This is a genomic window from Ramlibacter sp. AN1133, from assembly GCF_037890035.1.
Lineage (GTDB): Bacteria > Pseudomonadota > Gammaproteobacteria > Burkholderiales > Burkholderiaceae_C > Ramlibacter.
Genome location: NZ_JBBKTQ010000027.1, coordinates 39430 through 56511 on the forward strand (window position 1 = coordinate 39430; position 17082 = coordinate 56511).

Consider the following 17082-nt stretch of genomic DNA (forward strand, 5'->3'; position numbering starts at 1 on the left):
GCATCCGCGCGTCGGGCCGCGGCAGCGGCGGCGGCTGCTGCATGGGTGCGACTTCGACCTTGCCAGGGCCGAAGCTGGCGCACGGACTTCAACCGAAGGCGTTCAGCGTCCTGCCGCCCGCTTCCACCGGCTTCGCGTGGACGAGGATCACCGCCATCGTGCAGGGCTCCGTGCCGCGGTTCACCCAGTTGTGCACGGTGCCCCGCTGCACCATCACGTCGCCGGCCTTCAGGTGCACCTGCTCGCCCTCGTCGAGTTCCATGTCGATCTCGCCCGCCATCACCACCAGGTAGTCGATCGAGTCCGTGCGGTGCACCCGCTTCTGCACGCCCGGCAGGAAATGCAGGATGCGGAACACCGTGCCGTTCTCGATCATGGTGAAGCGGCCCGGCCGCGCGCTCGCATCGTCCTGGCCGTCGTTGCTGGCCGGCGTGGTGTCGGTCGTCCAGATGTTGCGCAGGAAGCCGTTGGGCCGGCCTTCGACGAAATCGGTACAGACCTCGTCGATCTTCACGATCGCCTTGCCGCTGGCATCGTGGCCCGTGATCACCCGGCGCACGGAAGGAGCTTGTGCCATGGTCATTGCGCCTTGAGTTTCGCGTCGCGGATCACGCCGCCCCACTTGCTGACTTCGGACTTGATGTAGGCCGAGAACTCCTCGGCGCTCGCGCCCCCGAGCTCGTAGCCCAGCTCGCGTGCATCGGCCTTGAACGCCGGCGTCTCCATGACGCCGGCGATGTCGGCCTGCAGCCGCTGGATGATCTCCTTCGGCGTGCCGGCGGGCACGAAGAGGCCGTTCCAGCCCGAAGCTTCCACGCCCGGCAGGCCCGCCTCCGCGAGCGTCGGCACGTCCGGCAGGATCGGGATGCGGCGGTTGCCGGCGACGCCCAGCGCCACCAGCTTGCCGGCCTTGATCTGCTGTGCCACCACCACCGGTGCGAGGTAGCCGGTCTTGACGTGGCCGGCCAGCAGGTCGGGCATCTCGGCGCCGATCGCCTTGTAGGGCACTTCCTGGATCTTCAGGCCGGTGGCCATGTTCAGCTTCGTGCCCACCAACTGCGTCACCGAGCCGGTGCCGCCGGAGGCGAAGGTGAGGGCCTGCGGGTCCCTCTTCGCCAGCTCGAGGTACTCCTTGAGCGTCTTCACGCCCAGGCCGGGATTCACCACCATCACCAGCGGCGTGGCGGTGAGCAGCGTGACGGGCAGCAGTGCCTCGTTGAGCCTGCAGCAGGCGTCATTGAGCAGCAGGTCGTTCAACGAGTTGTTGATGTTGGCGTGGAACAGCGTGTAGCCGTCCGGTGCCGCGCGCGCCGCCTCGCGCGCGCCGATGGCGCTGTTGCCGCCCGGCTTGTTGTCGATCACCACCGACTGGCCCCACCTGGTGCTGAGGCCTTCGCCGAGCTTGCGCGCGAACACGTCCACCGCGCTGCCCGGCCCCGCCGGCTCGATGATGCGCACCACCTTGTTGGGATAGCCCTGCGCCGCGGCCGCGAGGGGCAGCGCGCAGAGGCACGCGAGCCAGAGGGTTCCCAGGATCTTCACGTCGTCTCCTTGCTTGCAGCAGTGTGGCCGGCGAGCACGCGGCGCATGAAGCGCGCGAGCGCGTCGGCGAGCGCTTCCTCTTGCGGCGCCCAGTCCGAGAAGGGCAGCAGCGGCACGTCCTGGTCCTCGATCGGCAGGCGGAACAGCTCGGCGCCGGGAATCAGCTTCGCGGCCGCGAGGCCGTTGGCGGACGAATGCGTGTTGTCGTTGCCAGGCACCACGATCGTCGGCACGCGGATCGAGCGCATCGCCTCCTCCGCCATGCCCAGCACCGGCGCGCGCGGGCCGCGGTTGAAGATCTCCAGCCAGTGCTGCATCACGGCGATGTACTTGCGCGGGTCCATCGCCATCAGGCGCTCGCGGTTGGCGGGATTCGCCGCGATGCGCTCCTGGTACTGCTCGGTGGCGCAGACGGCGGCCATGCCGCCCTGCTGCGCCGCCTCGATGAACTGGCCGTAGTACATGTTCGGCAGCCGCCCCGCCGCGAACGCGCCGCCGGTCACGCGCATCAGCAGCAGGCCGCGCACGGCTTCGGGATGGCGCAGGTACGTGAGCATGGACAGGCGCGCCCCGGACGAGGTTCCGCCGACGAAGGCCGGCAGCGCATCCAGCTTTTCGAGCAGCAGGACCAGGTCGTCGGCCCAGATCTCCTCCTCGCCCTCCTCGCCCTCGATCAGCACGTCGGAGGCGCCGGTGTTGCGCCGGTCGTGCAGCAGCACGCGGAAGCCGCGATCGGCGATCCTGCGCGCCAGCGAGCGGAACTCGGCGAAGCCGCGCCGCCCGCCGGTGACCAGCGCGACCCACGGGCCGGCCTCCCCCGTCACTTCGTAGTGGATCTGGACGCCCCGGATGTTCTGCACAGGCATGGGGCGCCTTTGTGCCAGCGAAAGCGCCCGCTGGCAAGGGCGGTTCTACGCAGGCCGGAATTCGAACGCGTCGAACCGCGAAGTGAACAGCGCCAGGTCGCCGCGCCACGGCGCCGCATGCGGCATCGTCCCGCCGCGCAGCTGCTGCAGGCACCAGCGCCTGACACCCAGCGCGGCCAGTTCCTCCGTCAGCGTGTGCAATTCGTGCAAGGGAAAGAGCTCCGGCGACCAGGTGGTGCGGCACTCGTGCGCCACGCCGCTCAGGAGCACCTGCAGCAGCGAATCCAGCACGCGCGAGGCGCTGCCGCGCGAAGCCGTGATGGGGTCCATGCGGTGCCACGGTGCCTTGATGTCCAGGCCGACCCAGTCCAGCAGCGGAAGCACCTCGCGCAGGCGCTCGGGGTACATGCCGCTGGTGTGCAGCGCGACCTCGAAGCCGAGCCCGCGCACTTCCCGGATCGCGGCGCCCAGGTCCGACTGCAGCGTCGGCTCGCCGCCGGAGAAGACCACCCCGTCGAGCAGGCCGCGGCGGCCGCGCAGGAAGTTCACGACCTCCTCCCAGGCGAGCTGCGGCCCCGCTCGCGCATCGAGCAGCTCGGGGTTCTGGCAATAGCTGCAGCGCCAGGGGCAGCCCTGGCAGAAGACCACCGCGGCGAGCCGGCCGGGAAAGTCGATGCTGGTCCAGCGCTGCAGGCCGCCCACCCGCAGGCGGGCGGTGCTGGCAATGTCAGCAGGGTTCGGCAAAGAAGCGCCGCTCCTGGTGCTCGCCCTTCTTGCCGGTGTTGAAGCTGGCGACGGGCCGGTGGTAGCCCATCACGCGGGTCCAGACCTCGCAGGGCTGGCGCTCCTCGTCGGACAGCTCGACGCCGTCGGCGCAGCGAACGAAGTCCGGCTGCAGGGTGTTGGGGGGGACGGTCATGCGCACTCCTTTCGTGGCTTCAAGGGGATCAGGCGGCCAGCGCGAGGGCGGCACGCTTGCGCGCCAGCCGCTCCTCGTCGCACTTCGGGCAGAACTTGTGCTCGCCGGCGAGGTAGCCGTGGGTGGGGCAGATCGAGAAGGTCGGCGTGACCGTGATGTAGGGCAGCCGGAAGCGCGTCAGCGCGCGCTGCACCAGCGTGCGGCAGGCTTCGGCGCTCGAGAGCCGCTCGCCCATGTACAGGTGCAGCACGGTGCCGCCGGTGTACTTGGACTGCAGCGCTTCCTGCCGCTGCATCGCCTCGAAGGGATCGTCGGTGAAGCCCACCGGCAGCTGCGACGAGTTGGTGTAGTAGGGATGCGTGTCGGTGCCCGCCTGCAGGATGCCGGGCCAGCGCTTGCGGTCCTCGCGCGCGAAGCGGTAGGTGGTGCCCTCCGCCGGCGTGGCTTCCAGGTTGTACAGGTGGCCGGTTTCTTCCTGGAAAGCGACGATGCGCTCGCGCACGTGATCGAGCAGGCGCAGCGCGAAGGCCTCGCCCCAGGCGCTGGTGATGTCGTGTTCGCCCGCGCTGAAGTTGCGGATCATCTCGTTGATGCCGTTCACCCCCAGCGTGGAGAAGTGGTTGCGCAGCGTGCCGAGGTAGCGCTTCGTGTACGGGAACAGCCCCTGGTCCATCAGCCGCTGGATCAGCTTGCGCTTGGTTTCCAGGCTCTGCTTGCCCAGCTCCAGCAGGCGATCCAGCGCGCGCAGCAGGCCGTCCTCGTCGCCGCGGTGCAGGTGGCCCAGGCGCGCGCAGTTGACCGTCACCACGCCCAGGCTGCCGGTCTGCTCCGCGCTGCCGAACAGGCCGTTGCCGCGCTTGAGCAGCTCGCGCACGTCCAGCTGCAGGCGGCAGCACATGGACCGCACCATGTTCGGCTCGAGCTCCGAGTTGATGAAGTTCTGGAAGTACGGCAGGCCGTAGCGCGCCGTCATCTCGAACAGGCGCGTGGCGTTCTCCGACTCCCAGGGGAAGTCTTTCGTGATGTTGTACGTGGGGATCGGGAAGGTGAAGACCCGGCCCTTGTCGTCGCCTTCGATCATCACCTCGATGAAGGCGCGGTTGATCATGTCCATCTCGGCGCCGAGCTCGCCGTAGGTGAAGGGCATTTCCTCGCCGCCGATCACGGGCACCTGCTCGCGCAGGTCGTCCGGGCAGGTCCAGTCGAAGGTGAGGTTGGTGAACGGCGTCTGCGTGCCCCAGCGCGAAGGCACGTTGAGGTTGTGCACCAGTTCCTGGACGCACTGGCGCACCTGTTCGTACGTCATGCCGTCCTTGCGGATGAAGGGCGCCATGTAGGTGTCGAAGGAGGAGAAGGCCTGCGCGCCCGCCCACTCGTTCTGCAGCGTGCCGAGGAAGTTGACCACCTGCCCCACGGCGGACGACATGTGCCGCGGCGGCCCCGCCTCGACCTTGCCGGGCACGCCGTTCAGGCCCTCGTGCAGCAGCGTGCGCAACGACCAGCCGGCGCAGTAGCCGGAGAGCATGTCGAGGTCGTGGATGTGGATGTCGCCGCTGCGGTGCGCGTCGCCGATCTCCGGCGTGTAGACGTGCGACAGCCAGTAGTTGGCCGTGACCTTGCCCGCCACGTTGAGGATCAGGCCCCCCAGCGAGTAGCCCTGGTTGGCGTTGGCGTTGACGCGCCAGTCGGTGCGGGAGAGGTACTCGCTCATCGACGCCTGCACGTCCACCAGCGTCTGGCGGCCGCGGCGCATGGCCGCGTGCTGCTCGCGGTACACGATGTAGGCGCGCGCGGTCTTCAGGTGGTTGGCGGCGATCAGCGTCTGCTCCACCACGTCCTGGATCTGTTCGATCTGGGGCGCCTGGCCGTGGAAGCGGAACATCAGCACCTTGCGCACCTGGGCCGAGAGCAGCGCGGCTTCGTCGGCGTCGAATTCGCCGCTGGCGGCACCGGCGCGGGCGAGCGCGTTCTCGATCTTGCTCGCATCGAACGGCGCGCGTTCGCCGCTGCGCTTGATCACTTCCCGCGGCGCGGGATGCAGGGCCACGTTCATCGTCTCTTCCCTCCTCAAAACGCTATATGTAGCGCCCGGAGTATCGGCAACACCCTACATCTAGTGTCTTGATCCAGCTCAAGTTTCCACGGCCGCGTGACGGGCGGCGACCCGCCGGCAGCGTGGCGGCCGACCTCGGAGTGGGCACTGGCTCTGGCGCAGGCGACGGCACAGGCGTGTGTCGCCCCGGCACCCCGGGTCCGTCCCGGCGCTCGCGGACACGCGCGGCGTTCCTACAATCGCGCGGGCACAACGGGGCAATGCTGGGACGAAACCTGGACAGGAGACTCCCCATGAAGCTCACCAAGAACACCCTCTTCGCCGCCCTGCTGGCGGCCGTCGCCGTCGGGCCCGCGCTGGCGGATGGCGGCCACGGGCACGGCCATGGCCATGGCCGCGGGCACGACGACCGCGACCGCGACGAAGTCCGCGTGATCGAGCGGCGAGTCGTGATCGCCGAGCCCCGCCACGTGAACCGCGCCTGCCCGCCGGGCCTGGCCAGGAAGCACAACGGCTGCCTGCCCCCGGGCCACGCCCACCGGGTCGTCGTGGGCCAGGCGCTGCCGCCGGGCGCCGTGTTCGTGGTCCCGCAGCGGGTGCGCAGCACGCTGCCGCCGCCGCCGGCCGGCTACCGCTACGCGGTGGTGGACAACCAGGTCGTGCTGGTGTCCAACAACAACCTGGTGGTCGACATCCTCCGCAGCCTGATCGGCTGACGAGATTGCATGCCCGTGCCGCCTGCGGCATAGTCGCGCGCATGGGCGAGCACGACCCTTCCGAAGCGCATCCGCACGCGCACAGCGATCTCGACGAGACCGACCTGCGCGTGCGCGCGCTGCAGACGATCCTCACGCAGAAGGGCTACATCGACCCGGGCGCGCTGGACGCGATCGTCGAGACCTACCAGACCCGCATCGGCCCGCGCAACGGTGCGCGCGTGGTCGCCAAGGCGTGGTCCGATCCGGCGTATTTCGACTGGCTGATGCGCGATGCGTCCGCGGCAATCGCATCGCTCGGCTACACCGGCCGGCAGGGCGAGCACATGGTGGCCCTGCCCAACACCGACGAAGTGCACAACATGGTCGTGTGCACCCTGTGCAGCTGCTACCCGTGGCCCGTGCTGGGGCTGCCCCCGGTCTGGTACAAGAGCGCGCCCTACCGTTCGCGCGCGGTGCGCGATCCGCACGGCGTGCTGGCGGAATTCGGCGTCACGCTGCCGCCCGGCAAGCAGGTCCGCGTGTGGGATTCGACGGCGGAAGTGCGCTACCTCGTCATCCCGCAGCGCCCCCCGGGCACCGAAGGCATGAGCGAGGAGCAGCTCGCCGAGCTGGTCACGCGCGATTCGATGATAGGCACCGGGCTGCCGAAGGCGCCGGCTCAATAGCCGGTGCCGGCGGTGAAGTTGGTTTCGGCGGGCGCGCTGGCCGCGGTGCTGCCGGTGGTGGTGGTCGTGCCGGTGTTGGTCGTCGTCCCGGTCGTGGTGGTCGTGGTCGTGCTCGTGCCGCTCGTGGTCGCGGGCGCGTCCCCCTCGCCGCAGACCGCGGGGCTGCCGTTGCACTGGCCCGGATTGCCGCCGCCGCCCCCGCAGCCGGCGAGCGCGCCGCTGCCCACCACCGCCGCCAGCAGCAACGCAAGGTGCCTGTTGTCCATGCGATTCACCTCCCGCGCCGATTATGCGGCGCGGCCTGCAGGCACCCGCTGGCGCGCGATCACCCCGCATGCCATCATGGCCGCATGACCGATCCTGCCGCGTCGTACACGACCCATGCCGACCTGGGCGGCCGCCCCGGCTTCGGCCCGGTGCAGCCGGAAGACGAGGACGTGCGCTTCCACGCCGCGTGGGAGCCCGCGGCCCTCGCGCTCGTGCTCGCCATGGGCGCCACCGGCAGCTGGAACATCGACATGAGCCGTTCGGCGCGCGAGACGCTGCCCGGCTACCTGCGCCTGTCCTACTACCAGATCTGGCTCGCGGCGCTGGAGAAGCTGATGCTCGAGCGCGGGCAGCTGCATGCCGATGAACTCGCGGCCGGGCGCATGCTGCATCCGCCGGTGCCGCTCGCGCGGGTGCTGCGGGCGGACCAGGTCGCCGCCGCGCTCGCGGCCGGCTCCCCCACCGTGCGGCCGGACGCGCGGGCGCCGCGCTTCGCGCCCGGCGATCGCGTGCGCACCCGCGCCCGGCCCGTGCCCCACCACACGCGCCTGCCCGGATACGCGCGCGGCAAGGTGGGGACGATCGCCAGGGTGCACGGCGCGCACGTCTTCGCCGACGCCCACGCCCGGGGCCTGGGCGAGGACCCGCAGCCGCTTTACACGGTGGTGTTCGAGGGCGCCGAACTGTGGGGGCCGGATGCCGCCCCAGGACTGCGCGTGTCCATCGATGCGTGGGAAGCCTACCTGGATTTCGCGTGACGGCCCAGTTGGTCCCTGGATGGCTCCCCTCAAAGGGAGCGCTTGGCGCTATAACGGGCACTCGGCCACTTCTTCCCTTCCAGAACGAGCGCATGGACACTGTGCATTCCGAGGTGCGGGGCAACCGCCTGCTCGCGCTCCTCGACGACGACTCGCTGCGCGCCCTCGCGCCGCGGCTGGTCCCGGTGCCCCTCGCGCTGCGCGAGGACCTGTACCTGGAGCAGGCGCCGATGACGCACGCCTGGTTCCCCACCGCCGGCGTGCTGTCGATGCTCGGCTCCGCGGCCGCGCAGACGGACGTCGAGGTGGCCACCATCGGCAGCGAGGGCATGCTGGGCGTGGGCCTGCTGCTGGGCGCGCAGCTCAGTTTCGGCCGCGTGTTCGTGCAGGTGGAGGGCACGGGCTGGCGCATGAGCGCGGCCGACCTGCGCGAGTGCGTGGCGGCGCAGCCCCCGTTCGGCCGCGTGCTGCACCGCTACGCGAATGCGCTGATGGTGCAGATCGCGCAGGGCACGGCCTGCAACCGCGCGCATGCCGTGGAGCAGCGCTGCGCGCGCTGGCTGCTGCAGACGCACGACCGCGTGGACGGCGACGAGTTCGACCTCACGCAGGAATTCCTGGCGCAGATGCTCGGCGAGCGGCGCGCCACCGTGAACCAGGTGGCGGGGTCGCTGCAGCAGCGGGGGCTGATCCGCTACAGCCGCGGCCGCATCCAGGTGACGGACCGCGACGGGCTGGAAGCCGCGGCCTGCCGCTGCTACGGTTTCGTGCGCACCGAGTACGCACGCATGCTGTCCCCACCCGCATGAGCCTCGGCAACCTCCCCGGACAGCCGCGCGACGAGAACGGGCCCGTGTTCCGCGCGCCCTGGCAGGCGCAGGCCTTCGCGATGACGCTCGCGCTGTACGAGCGCGGCCTGTTCTCCTGGACCGAATGGGCGAAGGCGCTGGCCGAGCGCATCCAGACCGCGCCGGCGCAGCCGGGCGAGGACGCCGCCGACGCCTACTACCGCCAGTGGCTCGAGGCGCTGGAGCAGATCGTGGCGGACAAGGGCGCCTCGTCGCCGGTCGAACTGCAGCGCTACCAGCAAGCCTGGGACCACGCGTCCGACCGCACGCCGCACGGCCAGCCGATCGAACTGCAGCCCTCGGACTTTTCGGGCGACTAGCCCCGGCGGCAGGGCAACGAGCCTGCGCGTTTCGCTGCCGCCCAGGCTCCTAGCTGCCGCCCGAGGGCCGCCCGAGCGGGATCGCGGGATCGATGCGCCGCTTGTAGTGCGCATAGTCCGCGGGCGCATCCGCCACCCCCGCCGGGCCCACGGCCTCGGGCAGCTCGGACTGGATCGCCACGTGGCTGATCGCTTCGCCGGCCTTGCGGCGCGCGCGCAGTTCCTCCGCCCAGCGCAGCGCCTGCGCCAGCGCGTCCGAGGCGAAGCTGCGCGCCTGCGGCTGTCCTTGCCCTTGCGCATGTTCCATCCAGAAGACGACGATCACCGGAAGCTCCTTGTTCCTGGCCGGAGTCTGCACTGCCTCGGGGGGCCCTGTCGGTCGGCGGGAAATATTCCATTGACGGCGTGACACCGCAGAACTAGTGTGCGTCTCCCATCCCGGAGGCCGCATGACCGTCCCGCTCAACGTCAACGGCGCGCGCCCGCACGCGATGGCCACCCTCCGCGCCTGCGCGGCGCTGGCGGCCGCCCTGCTCTCCTGCGCCGCCGCGCGCGCGCAGCACGCCGCCGAAGCCCGCAACATGGAACTGGTGGGCCACCACGACCTGCAGGCCCGCAGCGCCTACCAGCCCACGCTCCAGAACCAGGACGGCCGCTGGATCCTGTACGTGGGCCACCACGGCGGCAGCGCGCAGAACCCGCGCCCCCTGAATCCGCTCACCGGCCGCGCGGAATTCAACGGCACCTCGATCCTCGACGTGACCGACCCCGCCAACCCGAGGCTGCTGGCCCACGTCCCGGGCGAGGAAGGGCTGGACGAGGCCGGCGGCGCGCAGATGGTGCGGGTGTGCTCCGGCCGCGGCCTGCCGAAGGCGGACGCGGCAAAGTTCTACATGCTGCGCACCTTCGGCAATTCGGCGCACGAAGTATGGGACGTGAGCGATCCCGCCGCGCCCGTGCGCCTGGCGCAGCTCGGCGGCCTGAAGGGGACGCACAAGAACTTCTGGGAATGCGACAGCGGCATCGCCTACCTGGTGTCGGGCCTGGAGGGCTGGCGCACGCGCCGCATGACGCAGGTCTACGACCTGTCGGACCCGGCACGGCCGGTGTTCATCCGCAACTTCGGCCTGCCGGGGCAGCAGCCGGGCGCGACCGGCGATGCGCCGCAGGAACTGCACGGCGCGATCTCCACCGGCCCCGCCGGCAACCGCGTCTACTTCGGCTACGGCACCAACAAGAACGGCATCGTCCAGATCGTCGACCGGCAGAAGCTGCTGCGCGGGCCGCGCGAACCCACCAGCGAGAACCTGCTGGCGCCGCAGGTCGCGCGGCTGGACATGGCGCCCATGACAGGCGCCCACACCACCTTCCCCATCCTCGGCCTGGAGGTGCCCGAGTTCGCGCACGACCGCGAGGCCCGGCGCGACGTGCTGCTGGTCGTCAACGAGGCCATCGCCAACGAGTGCGCCGAGCCGCGGCAGATGGCCTGGCTGCTGGACATCACGGTGGAGACGCGGCCGCAGTTCATCTCCAGCTTCACGGTGCCGGAAGCGAGCGGGCATTTCTGCAGCCGCGGCGGCCGCTTCGGCACGCACTCGTCGAACGAGAGTTTCGCGGCCGTGTATTACCGCAAGCTGGTGTTCCTCGCGCACTTCAATGCGGGCGTGCGCGCGCTCGACATCCGCAACCCGTTCCAGCCGCGCGAGGTCGGCTTCTACATCCCGGCGACGACCGCGAACACCGCGCCGCGCTGCGTGAAGGTGGACGGACGCGACCGCTGCCGCATCGCGATCCAGACCAACAACGTGGAGGTCGACGAGCGCGGCTACGTCTACGCGGTGGACCGGGCCAACACGGGTCTGCACATCCTGCGGCTCACCCCGGAAGGGCGGGCGCTGGCGGGCCTGCAGTGAAGGGGATCAGGCGCTGACGCGCTCGCCCTTGGCGATGTACTCGCGGCACTTGCGCCGCACTTCCTCGATCAGCACCTTGTGCCGGGCGTGGTACGCCACGACCTTGCCGTTCACGCGGCTGGGCGAACTGAGCGCCCACAGGGCATGCGTGAGGTCGACGCGCGTGATCAGCAGCTCGGTCCAGCTCGCCGCCAGCTTGGGCAGCAGCGTGGCCTGCATCTGCATCCCGTCGAAGCGGTCCGACAGTTCGCGGTACAGCTCCGGATCCCAGCGCCGCTGCAGCAGCTCGCGCAGGCCGTCCTCGTACGCAGTGAGTTGCCGTTCGAGTTCGGACGCGATGGCGGCCTGTTCGGGTGAGTGGGAGATCATGGGACGGCTGCGCTGTGACGGGAGGCCGACTTTACAAGCCGTACATACGCGGCCGCAAGGCGCTCCGTCGCTCCACGGATGAGAAGATTCCCTAAAGGAATAATCACCGGAACGGTACCGTACCGGACCAGAGACGGGTGTCAGTCCGGGACCGGCGCGCGAGCGCGCGCTCCGCGCCACCACAAGGAGGTGCGCGCCAGGGCCGTGGCGCCCCAGGCAAGCAGCGCGAGCCCGAAGAACCAGGTGTCGAGCGGCGCCAGCAGGCCCGCGGTGACGTGCGCATCCATGTGGTGCGTCGCGGCCGAATACATGCCGAGCGGGAACACCATGCTCCAGTCCAGCCCCTCGGCGCGCAGTGCGTCGCGCCGCACCAGGTAACGCCAGGCGGTGAGGGCCACCAGCAGCGGCAGCCACCACGTGCCGGTGGCCCAGTACAGGATGGTGAAGCCCTTGAGGAAGGGGAGCAGCGCCTCCAGGAACGGCGCCTGCGCCGCGTTGGCCACCAGTTGCGCGCCGGCGAGCGTGGAGATCGCCATCGCGCCCATGTTGATCCAGTACGGCGGCGCGAGGTCGGCCGGCGCGAAGCGCAGGAACAGCGCGCGGTAGAAGATCAGCGCGATGATCCACGTGTACAGCATGCCCGCGAACAGCCACATGCCCAGCGCGAGGAAATTGAGCTGCAGGCGCCAGGGCTGCGCGAAATGCCCCGACAGCAGCGCCGCGGTCACGGCCACCGACTGGCAGGCCACCACCGCCAGCAGCCAGGCACCGCCGATGGCGCGTTCGAGCGGCTGCTTGTCCTCGCCCGTGATCACCGCCGCGAACACGGCGTAGGTCAGCACGAACCAGAGCACCAGCGCCAGCAGCCCGAGCACGCACGCGAAGACGAAGTTCACGTCGAGCACCAGCATGCCGCCGGCCAGCACGCCCGTGCCCGCCACCGCCGTGAAGAAGGCCGGGGCGCGCTGCAGGCTCGCGAGGTCGCCCGCGACGTCCCCGCGGTGCCGCGCCAGCCGCCACATCGAGGCGAGCGACAGCGTGAGCCAGGCGACGACGTTGGAGTCGAACAGCAGCAGCGCGAGCCGCGGCCAGCCCTGCTGGCGCGCCGCGATCGCGACGATGCCCGTCGCCATGACCAGCGCGAAGGAAGGCGAGGAGAAACGCATCCTCACAAATCTAACGCGGTTCGGCCGAGAAGAACCAAGGTGCCGGCATTTCGCGCAGGCAGTACGGGCCGGCCGTCACCACCTGACCTCGCGCAGGCGCGGCTCGCTGCCTAGCATCGGAGCCCATGAAGATCCATTTCCTGCTCGACGAGCAGGCGCATTTGCAGCCATGCGCGACCTTCGTGTCGGCGATGGCGATGCTGGCCGACCGGGGCTTCACGGTGACCCGTGGGATCCCGGAGGCGGCGCTGCTGTGTCCGGACCGGCTGTGCGTGCGGCACGACCTCTACGTGCTCGAATCGCGCAGCGAACTCGCCCTCAGCGTGGCGGCCGTCCTGCATGACCGCGGCGGCCAGTTCCTCAACCCCTACCCGGCCTGCGCCCTGGCGCAGAACCGGATCACCGCCGCGAGCCGGCTGGCGGCCGCTGGCGTGCCGGTTCCGCGGTCGTGGGTGACGGCCGATTTCGCGATGCTGTGCGAACTGGCCTCCGACCGCACCGTGATCGTCAAGCCCTACCGGGACTGCGGCGGCGCGAAGAACGTGGTGGCGCACGGTCCGGACGACCTGGTCGGCATCCCGCTGCGCGAGCAGCCCGTGCTGGTGCAGGAGTTCATCGAGCGCCGCGGGCCGGACCTGCGACTGCAGGCGATCGGCGAGCTGGTGTTCGCGACGGAACGCCAAGCGGGCGGCGCCGTTCCCGTCACGGCGGAACTGCACGACATCGCGCTGCGCTGCGGCCGCGTGTTCGGCCTGAGCGTGTACGGGATCGAGATCGTGCAGGGACGCGAGGGCCCGGTCGTCGTGGACTTCGACCGCGCACCCTGCCTCGCGGGCGTGGCGCAGGGCGCCGCGCTGCTCGCGCGCCACATCGAGAACGTGCTGGGCGGCCAGGTCCCCTTGCAGCGCCAGCCGCCGACGCTGCACGTCTCGGCCGGATGGGCCGGGCTCCTGCAGGGTGCGGTGGCGTGAGCACGAGGGTTCCATGCAGGCTGGCGGCAGGCGGGACGTGGAAGCGCGGGGCCGGTGACCCCCTCGCGGCGCCGCCGCCGCCAGCCTGCTGAAGTGGAAGGGCCGAGCCCGAAAAAAATCAAGACTCCAGGGCGAAGGCTTCGCGCAGCGCCGTGCAGAAGGCGGCCGTCCCGGTCAGGGTGACGCTGATCGTCACGCGCGGCTCGCCGGTCGCGCCCGGGTGCAACTCCAGGCCCGCGCCGCTGCGGTGGCGCACCTCCAGCGCGGTGGCGACCTCGCGCACCGCCTGCAATTCGCAATCCCACTCGCCGCCTTCGTCGAGCGCGCCCGGGGCACCGAACTGCGCATGGGCCCAATCGAGCACGCGCGCGACTTCGTCCTGCAGACGGCGCAGCTGCGCCGGCGCCGCGGAGGCCATCGCATCGAAGCAGCCGTGCCCGTGCGCGTCCTCGCTGTAGTCGAAGTCGAGGTAATGGAGCGCGGCTGCCGTCATGCGCGCGATGATAGGCCGCGCGCGGCGACCGGCGCGCGCTGCCGAGGCATCCGCGATGTAGGCCGGCTTCCGCAGCGCCGAACGCGCTGCTCCTACGGGAGCCTCGTGTCCGTTCACCATGCGTTCATGGGGCGCGCCCTAATCTCACCTCCATGGAAACCGCAATCCACAGGAGGTCAGATTCCATGAAACCCACTCTTCGCAAGAACGTCGCCGCGGCCCTGCTGCTGCTGGCTCCCCTCGGTGCCGCCATCGTGGCCCAGCCGGCCGCGGCGCAATACGCGCCGCAGTACCGCGTGGCGCAGGTCGCGCCCGGTCGCATCACCAACATGTCGCTCAACTCCGATGCGGGCCTGAGCCCGGGCGCCACGCTGCGGGTGCAGGTGTACGGCACGCCCGACGCGCGCTGGGCCAACGCCACCCTCGGCGCCAGCGGCATCCGCATCGCGCTGCGCGAGCGCGCCCCGGGCGAATACGTCGGCACGCACGTGATCCGGCGCGGCGAACGCATCGATCCGCGGCAGGCCATGACGGTGCGCGCGGGCTGGGGCGAAGGCCCGGTGGCCGTCGCGTTCGACTTCCCGCCGTCGTTCCAGTCGCTCGGCATGGGCGCAGGCCCGGCCACGACTGCCACGGTCAGCGCGTTCACGATGTCGCCTTCGGACGACCTCGAGCCCGGCCAGGTGCTGCGCTTCCGCGTGGAAGGCACGCCCCGCGCCCGCGTGGCGGTGAACGTGCCGGAGGTGGTGCGCAACCTGCCCCTGCGCGAAGTGCGCCCCGGCGTCTACGTGGGCAGATACACGCTGCGCCGGCGTGACGACCCCGGTGCGTTCCGCGATGCCGAGGTCATCCTGCGCAGCGGCAACCAGCGTATCGCGGCGCACGTGAACACGGGCCAGCGCTACGGCTTCTACAGCCGCTGACGCGCGCTGCGGGGCGCGGCCTCCCGGCCGCACGCCCTGTCGTATCGAAAGGGCCTTCCATCCGGAAGGCCCTTCCCTTGGCCGCTCATTCGACCGTCACGCGCCGCTGCGACTTCGCTTCCTGCTTCTTCGGCAGCGTCAGCCGCAGCACGCCGTTCTCGTAGCGGGCCTTGGCCTGCGCCTCGTCCACTTCGGCGGGCAGTTGCACGGTGCGCGACACCGCGCCGTAGTAGCGCTCGTTGCGCAGCGGCCGGCCCTCGCCGCCTTCCTGGCGGTCTTCCTGCCGGACTTCCGCCTGCAGGCTCAGCATGCTGCCGTCGATCTCGACGCGGATGTCTTCCTTGCTCACGCCGGGAATCTCGGCCTGCACTTCGAAGGACCCGTCGCGTTCCTGCACGTCCATCTTGATCTGGGCCGGCAGCGGATCCCCGTGCAGGGGCTGGATGAAATAGCCTGGGGCGAAATCGCGGAACAGTTCGTCGAACAGGCCCCCGCGTCTCGTCAGCGCGTTCATGGTGTCCTCCTTGTCAATGCTTCCACACGGCGGCGTCGCTGCCGCCTCCCCTGGAAATATGGAGGCTCGTCGCCAGCGCGGCAAGCGCCTTGTGGGCCCGAACTTGTTGCGCATCAAGTTCGGCGCGGCTGCGCCGTTCAGCCCCGCCCGCCGGCCGCGACCCGGTCGCCGATCAACTGCATGAGTGCTTCCATGTCCACGGGCTTGACCAGGTGGCGGTCGAAGCCGGCATCGTGCGCGCTCTGCACGTCGTGCGGCTGGCCCCAGCCGGTCACGGCCACGACCGTGCGGTTCGCCCCACCGGCCTGGGCGCGGATGCCCCGGCAGGTGTCGTAGCCGTTGAGGCCCGGCATGCCGATGTCCAGCAGCACGAGTTCCGGATCGAAGCTGGCGGCGGCCTCCACGGCGGCCTGGCCGTCGTGCACCGTCCTGACTTCGTGCCCCATCACCTCCAGCAGGATGCCGAGCGTCTCGGCGGCGTCGCGGTTGTCGTCCGCCACCAGGATGCGCAGGCTGCCCTCCGCCGCGGCCGGCCGCTGCTGCGCACCCGTGGACGCGTCGTCGACGAGCGTGGCGGCCAGCGGCAGGCAGACGCGGAACACGCTGCCCTTGCCGGCGCCCTCGCTGCACGCCGTGATGTCGCCGTCGTGCAACTGCACCAGCCGGCGCGTGAGCGCCAGCCCGATGCCGAGGCCGCCGCGCGAGCGCGCCAGCGCCGGCTCCTCCTGCGAGAACATCTCGAACACGCTCTCCAGCCGGTGCGGCGCGATGCCGATGCCGCTGTCGTGGACGGACACCACGGCCCGGCCGCCCTCGCTGACGGCGCGCACCTCGATCTGCCCGCCCGGATCCGTGTACTTGGCCGCGTTGCTCAGGAGGTTGGCGAAGGCCTGCGCGAGCCGCGCGCGGTCCGCATCCACCATCAGCTTCATCGGCGGCTGCAGCAGCCTGAGCTTGTGGCCGGCGCCGTCGATCTGCGGCTGCGTGGTTTCCACCGCGTCGGCCAGCACGGCGTCCAGCGGCACCAGCTGGCGGCGCAGCTCGATGCGGCCCTGGTTGATGCGGCTGATGTCCATCAGGTCGTCGATCAGGCGGCCCATCGCGGTGACCTGGCGGTCGATCACCTCGCTGGCCCACTGCACGTCGCGCGTGTCGGGGCCGCGCAGCTTCAGGTAGTGGATCGCGTTGCGCACCGGCGCCAGCGGGTTGCGCAGTTCGTGGGCGAGCGTCGCCAGGAATTCGTCCTTGCGGCGGTTGGCTTCCAGCAGGCGCGACTCGCTCTTCTGCAGTTCCAGCGTGCGTTCGGTGACGCGCTGGTCCAGCGAGGCGTTCAGCTCGCTCAGGCTGCGGTTGGCCTGTTCCAGCTCGCGGCCCTTGCGGTGCAGCTCGGCGAACACCGAGACCTTGGACTTGAGCACCGCCGGATTGACCGGCTTGTGCAGGTAGTCCACCGCGCCGGTGCCGTAGCCCTCGAGGATGTGCTGGTCCTCGTTGTAGTAGGCGGTGAGGAAGATGATCGGGATGCGAGCCGTCTTCCTGCGCACCTTGATCATCTGCGCCAGCTCGAAGCCGGTCATGCCCGGCATGCGCACGTCCAGCACCAGCACCGCGAATTCGTCGGCCATCAGGGCCAGCAGCGCCTCGTCGCCCGAGGTCGCGCGCACCAGCCGGTAGCTCGGGTCGTCCAGGATGGACTCCAGCACCGACAGGTTGCGCGGCTCGTCGTCGACGATCAGGATGTTGACCGTCCCCGGCAGGGTGCTCGTGGTTTCCATG

General features: G+C 70.5%; 21 protein-coding genes. 8 read left to right on the top strand and 13 right to left on the bottom strand.

Annotated features, from left to right (window positions below):
* Nucleotides 1-88: 88 nt before the first annotated feature.
* From WG923_RS25695 to WG923_RS25720, 6 genes are read right to left on the bottom strand one after another with little or no spacing between them, the layout of a single operon-like run.
* On the bottom strand, nucleotides 89-577 hold the full coding sequence (locus tag WG923_RS25695; RefSeq protein WP_340353867.1) for a cupin domain-containing protein: 489 nt from the start codon (nucleotides 575-577) through the stop codon (nucleotides 89-91).
* A gap of 2 nt (nucleotides 578-579) precedes the next feature.
* Nucleotides 580-1542 (bottom strand): Bug family tripartite tricarboxylate transporter substrate binding protein, encoded by a 963-nt coding sequence (locus WG923_RS25700; protein ID WP_340353868.1) that lies wholly within the window; start codon nucleotides 1540-1542, stop codon nucleotides 580-582.
* Nucleotides 1539-2408: an alpha/beta fold hydrolase gene (locus WG923_RS25705; protein ID WP_340353869.1), complete on the bottom strand. Its 870-nt coding sequence runs from the start codon at nucleotides 2406-2408 to the stop codon at nucleotides 1539-1541. The genes WG923_RS25700 and WG923_RS25705 overlap by 4 nt, the downstream gene beginning before the upstream one ends.
* A 45-nt stretch (nucleotides 2409-2453) precedes the next feature.
* On the bottom strand, nucleotides 2454-3152 hold the full coding sequence (locus WG923_RS25710) for an anaerobic ribonucleoside-triphosphate reductase activating protein (protein ID WP_340353870.1): 699 nt from the start codon (nucleotides 3150-3152) through the stop codon (nucleotides 2454-2456).
* Nucleotides 3136-3327 carry an anaerobic ribonucleoside-triphosphate reductase gene (gene nrdD, locus WG923_RS25715; RefSeq protein ID WP_340353871.1) on the bottom strand — a complete coding sequence of 64 codons (192 nt, stop codon included), beginning with the start codon at nucleotides 3325-3327 and terminating at the stop codon, nucleotides 3136-3138. Before nrdD ends, WG923_RS25710 begins: the two co-directional genes overlap by 17 nt.
* Before the next feature lie 28 nt (nucleotides 3328-3355).
* Entirely contained in the window at nucleotides 3356-5380 is a 2025-nt protein-coding gene (locus tag WG923_RS25720; RefSeq protein WP_340353872.1) for a ribonucleoside triphosphate reductase, read from the bottom strand.
* 293 nt (nucleotides 5381-5673) lie between these two features.
* On the opposite strand from WG923_RS25720, the gene WG923_RS25725 reads away from it, so the two are divergent.
* A complete protein-coding gene (locus tag WG923_RS25725; protein ID WP_340353873.1) occupies nucleotides 5674-6096 on the top strand; it encodes an RcnB family protein in 423 nt (140 codons plus the stop codon).
* 41 nt (nucleotides 6097-6137) lie between these two features.
* Entirely contained in the window at nucleotides 6138-6764 is a 627-nt protein-coding gene (gene nthA / locus WG923_RS25730) for a nitrile hydratase subunit alpha (RefSeq protein ID WP_340353874.1), read from the top strand.
* On the opposite strand, the gene WG923_RS25735 is transcribed toward nthA, so the two are convergent.
* Nucleotides 6758-7030 (bottom strand): hypothetical protein, encoded by a 273-nt coding sequence (locus WG923_RS25735; RefSeq protein WP_340353875.1) that lies wholly within the window; start codon nucleotides 7028-7030, stop codon nucleotides 6758-6760. The genes nthA and WG923_RS25735 overlap by 7 nt on opposite strands.
* An 84-nt stretch (nucleotides 7031-7114) precedes the next feature.
* Here WG923_RS25735 and nthB point away from each other — a divergent pair, with 84 nt between their 5' ends.
* The 3 genes from nthB (at nucleotide 7115) to WG923_RS25750 (ending at nucleotide 8957) form a co-directional block, all read left to right on the top strand.
* Nucleotides 7115-7789 (top strand): nitrile hydratase subunit beta, encoded by a 675-nt coding sequence (gene nthB / locus WG923_RS25740; protein WP_340353876.1) that lies wholly within the window; start codon nucleotides 7115-7117, stop codon nucleotides 7787-7789.
* Between the two features lie 92 nt (nucleotides 7790-7881).
* Nucleotides 7882-8598, top strand: coding sequence for a Crp/Fnr family transcriptional regulator (locus WG923_RS25745; protein ID WP_340353877.1), 717 nt, complete (start codon nucleotides 7882-7884; stop codon nucleotides 8596-8598).
* Entirely contained in the window at nucleotides 8595-8957 is a 363-nt protein-coding gene (locus tag WG923_RS25750; protein WP_340353878.1) for a nitrile hydratase accessory protein, read from the top strand. Before WG923_RS25745 ends, WG923_RS25750 begins: the two co-directional genes overlap by 4 nt.
* A gap of 49 nt (nucleotides 8958-9006) precedes the next feature.
* Here the strand turns inward: WG923_RS25750 and WG923_RS25755 are convergent, their stop codons facing one another.
* Complete coding sequence (locus WG923_RS25755) at nucleotides 9007-9282, bottom strand: hypothetical protein (RefSeq protein WP_340353879.1); 276 nt, start codon at nucleotides 9280-9282, stop codon at nucleotides 9007-9009.
* 124 nt (nucleotides 9283-9406) lie between these two features.
* On the opposite strand from WG923_RS25755, the gene WG923_RS25760 reads away from it, so the two are divergent.
* Nucleotides 9407-10870, top strand: coding sequence for an LVIVD repeat-containing protein (locus tag WG923_RS25760; RefSeq protein WP_340353880.1), 1464 nt, complete (start codon nucleotides 9407-9409; stop codon nucleotides 10868-10870).
* 6 nt (nucleotides 10871-10876) lie between these two features.
* On the opposite strand, the gene WG923_RS25765 is transcribed toward WG923_RS25760, so the two are convergent.
* Together WG923_RS25765 and WG923_RS25770 are read right to left on the bottom strand one after the other, a co-directional pair.
* Nucleotides 10877-11239 (bottom strand): hypothetical protein, encoded by a 363-nt coding sequence (locus WG923_RS25765; RefSeq protein ID WP_340353881.1) that lies wholly within the window; start codon nucleotides 11237-11239, stop codon nucleotides 10877-10879.
* A 140-nt stretch (nucleotides 11240-11379) separates the two neighbouring features.
* Nucleotides 11380-12405: a tellurite resistance/C4-dicarboxylate transporter family protein gene (locus WG923_RS25770; RefSeq protein ID WP_340353882.1), complete on the bottom strand. Its 1026-nt coding sequence runs from the start codon at nucleotides 12403-12405 to the stop codon at nucleotides 11380-11382.
* Nucleotides 12406-12530: 125 nt separating this feature from the next.
* On the opposite strand from WG923_RS25770, the gene WG923_RS25775 reads away from it, so the two are divergent.
* Nucleotides 12531-13376, top strand: a complete 846-nt coding sequence (locus tag WG923_RS25775) for an ATP-grasp domain-containing protein (protein ID WP_340353883.1) — start codon at nucleotides 12531-12533, stop codon at nucleotides 13374-13376.
* 118 nt (nucleotides 13377-13494) lie between these two features.
* Here the strand turns inward: WG923_RS25775 and WG923_RS25780 are convergent, their stop codons facing one another.
* The gene (locus WG923_RS25780) at nucleotides 13495-13869 is read right to left on the bottom strand and encodes a hypothetical protein (protein ID WP_340353884.1); all 375 of its coding nucleotides are present in this window, start codon (nucleotides 13867-13869) and stop codon (nucleotides 13495-13497) included.
* Between the two features lie 185 nt (nucleotides 13870-14054).
* Here WG923_RS25780 and WG923_RS25785 point away from each other — a divergent pair, with 185 nt between their 5' ends.
* Nucleotides 14055-14792, top strand: a complete 738-nt coding sequence (locus tag WG923_RS25785) for a hypothetical protein (protein ID WP_340353885.1) — start codon at nucleotides 14055-14057, stop codon at nucleotides 14790-14792.
* 85 nt (nucleotides 14793-14877) lie between these two features.
* On the opposite strand, the gene WG923_RS25790 is transcribed toward WG923_RS25785, so the two are convergent.
* A complete protein-coding gene (locus WG923_RS25790) occupies nucleotides 14878-15306 on the bottom strand; it encodes an Hsp20/alpha crystallin family protein (protein ID WP_340353886.1) in 429 nt (142 codons plus the stop codon).
* Between the two features lie 137 nt (nucleotides 15307-15443).
* Nucleotides 15444-17081 carry a response regulator gene (locus WG923_RS25795; RefSeq protein WP_340353887.1) on the bottom strand — a complete coding sequence of 546 codons (1638 nt, stop codon included), beginning with the start codon at nucleotides 17079-17081 and terminating at the stop codon, nucleotides 15444-15446.
* Nucleotide 17082: the final 1 nt, after the last annotated feature.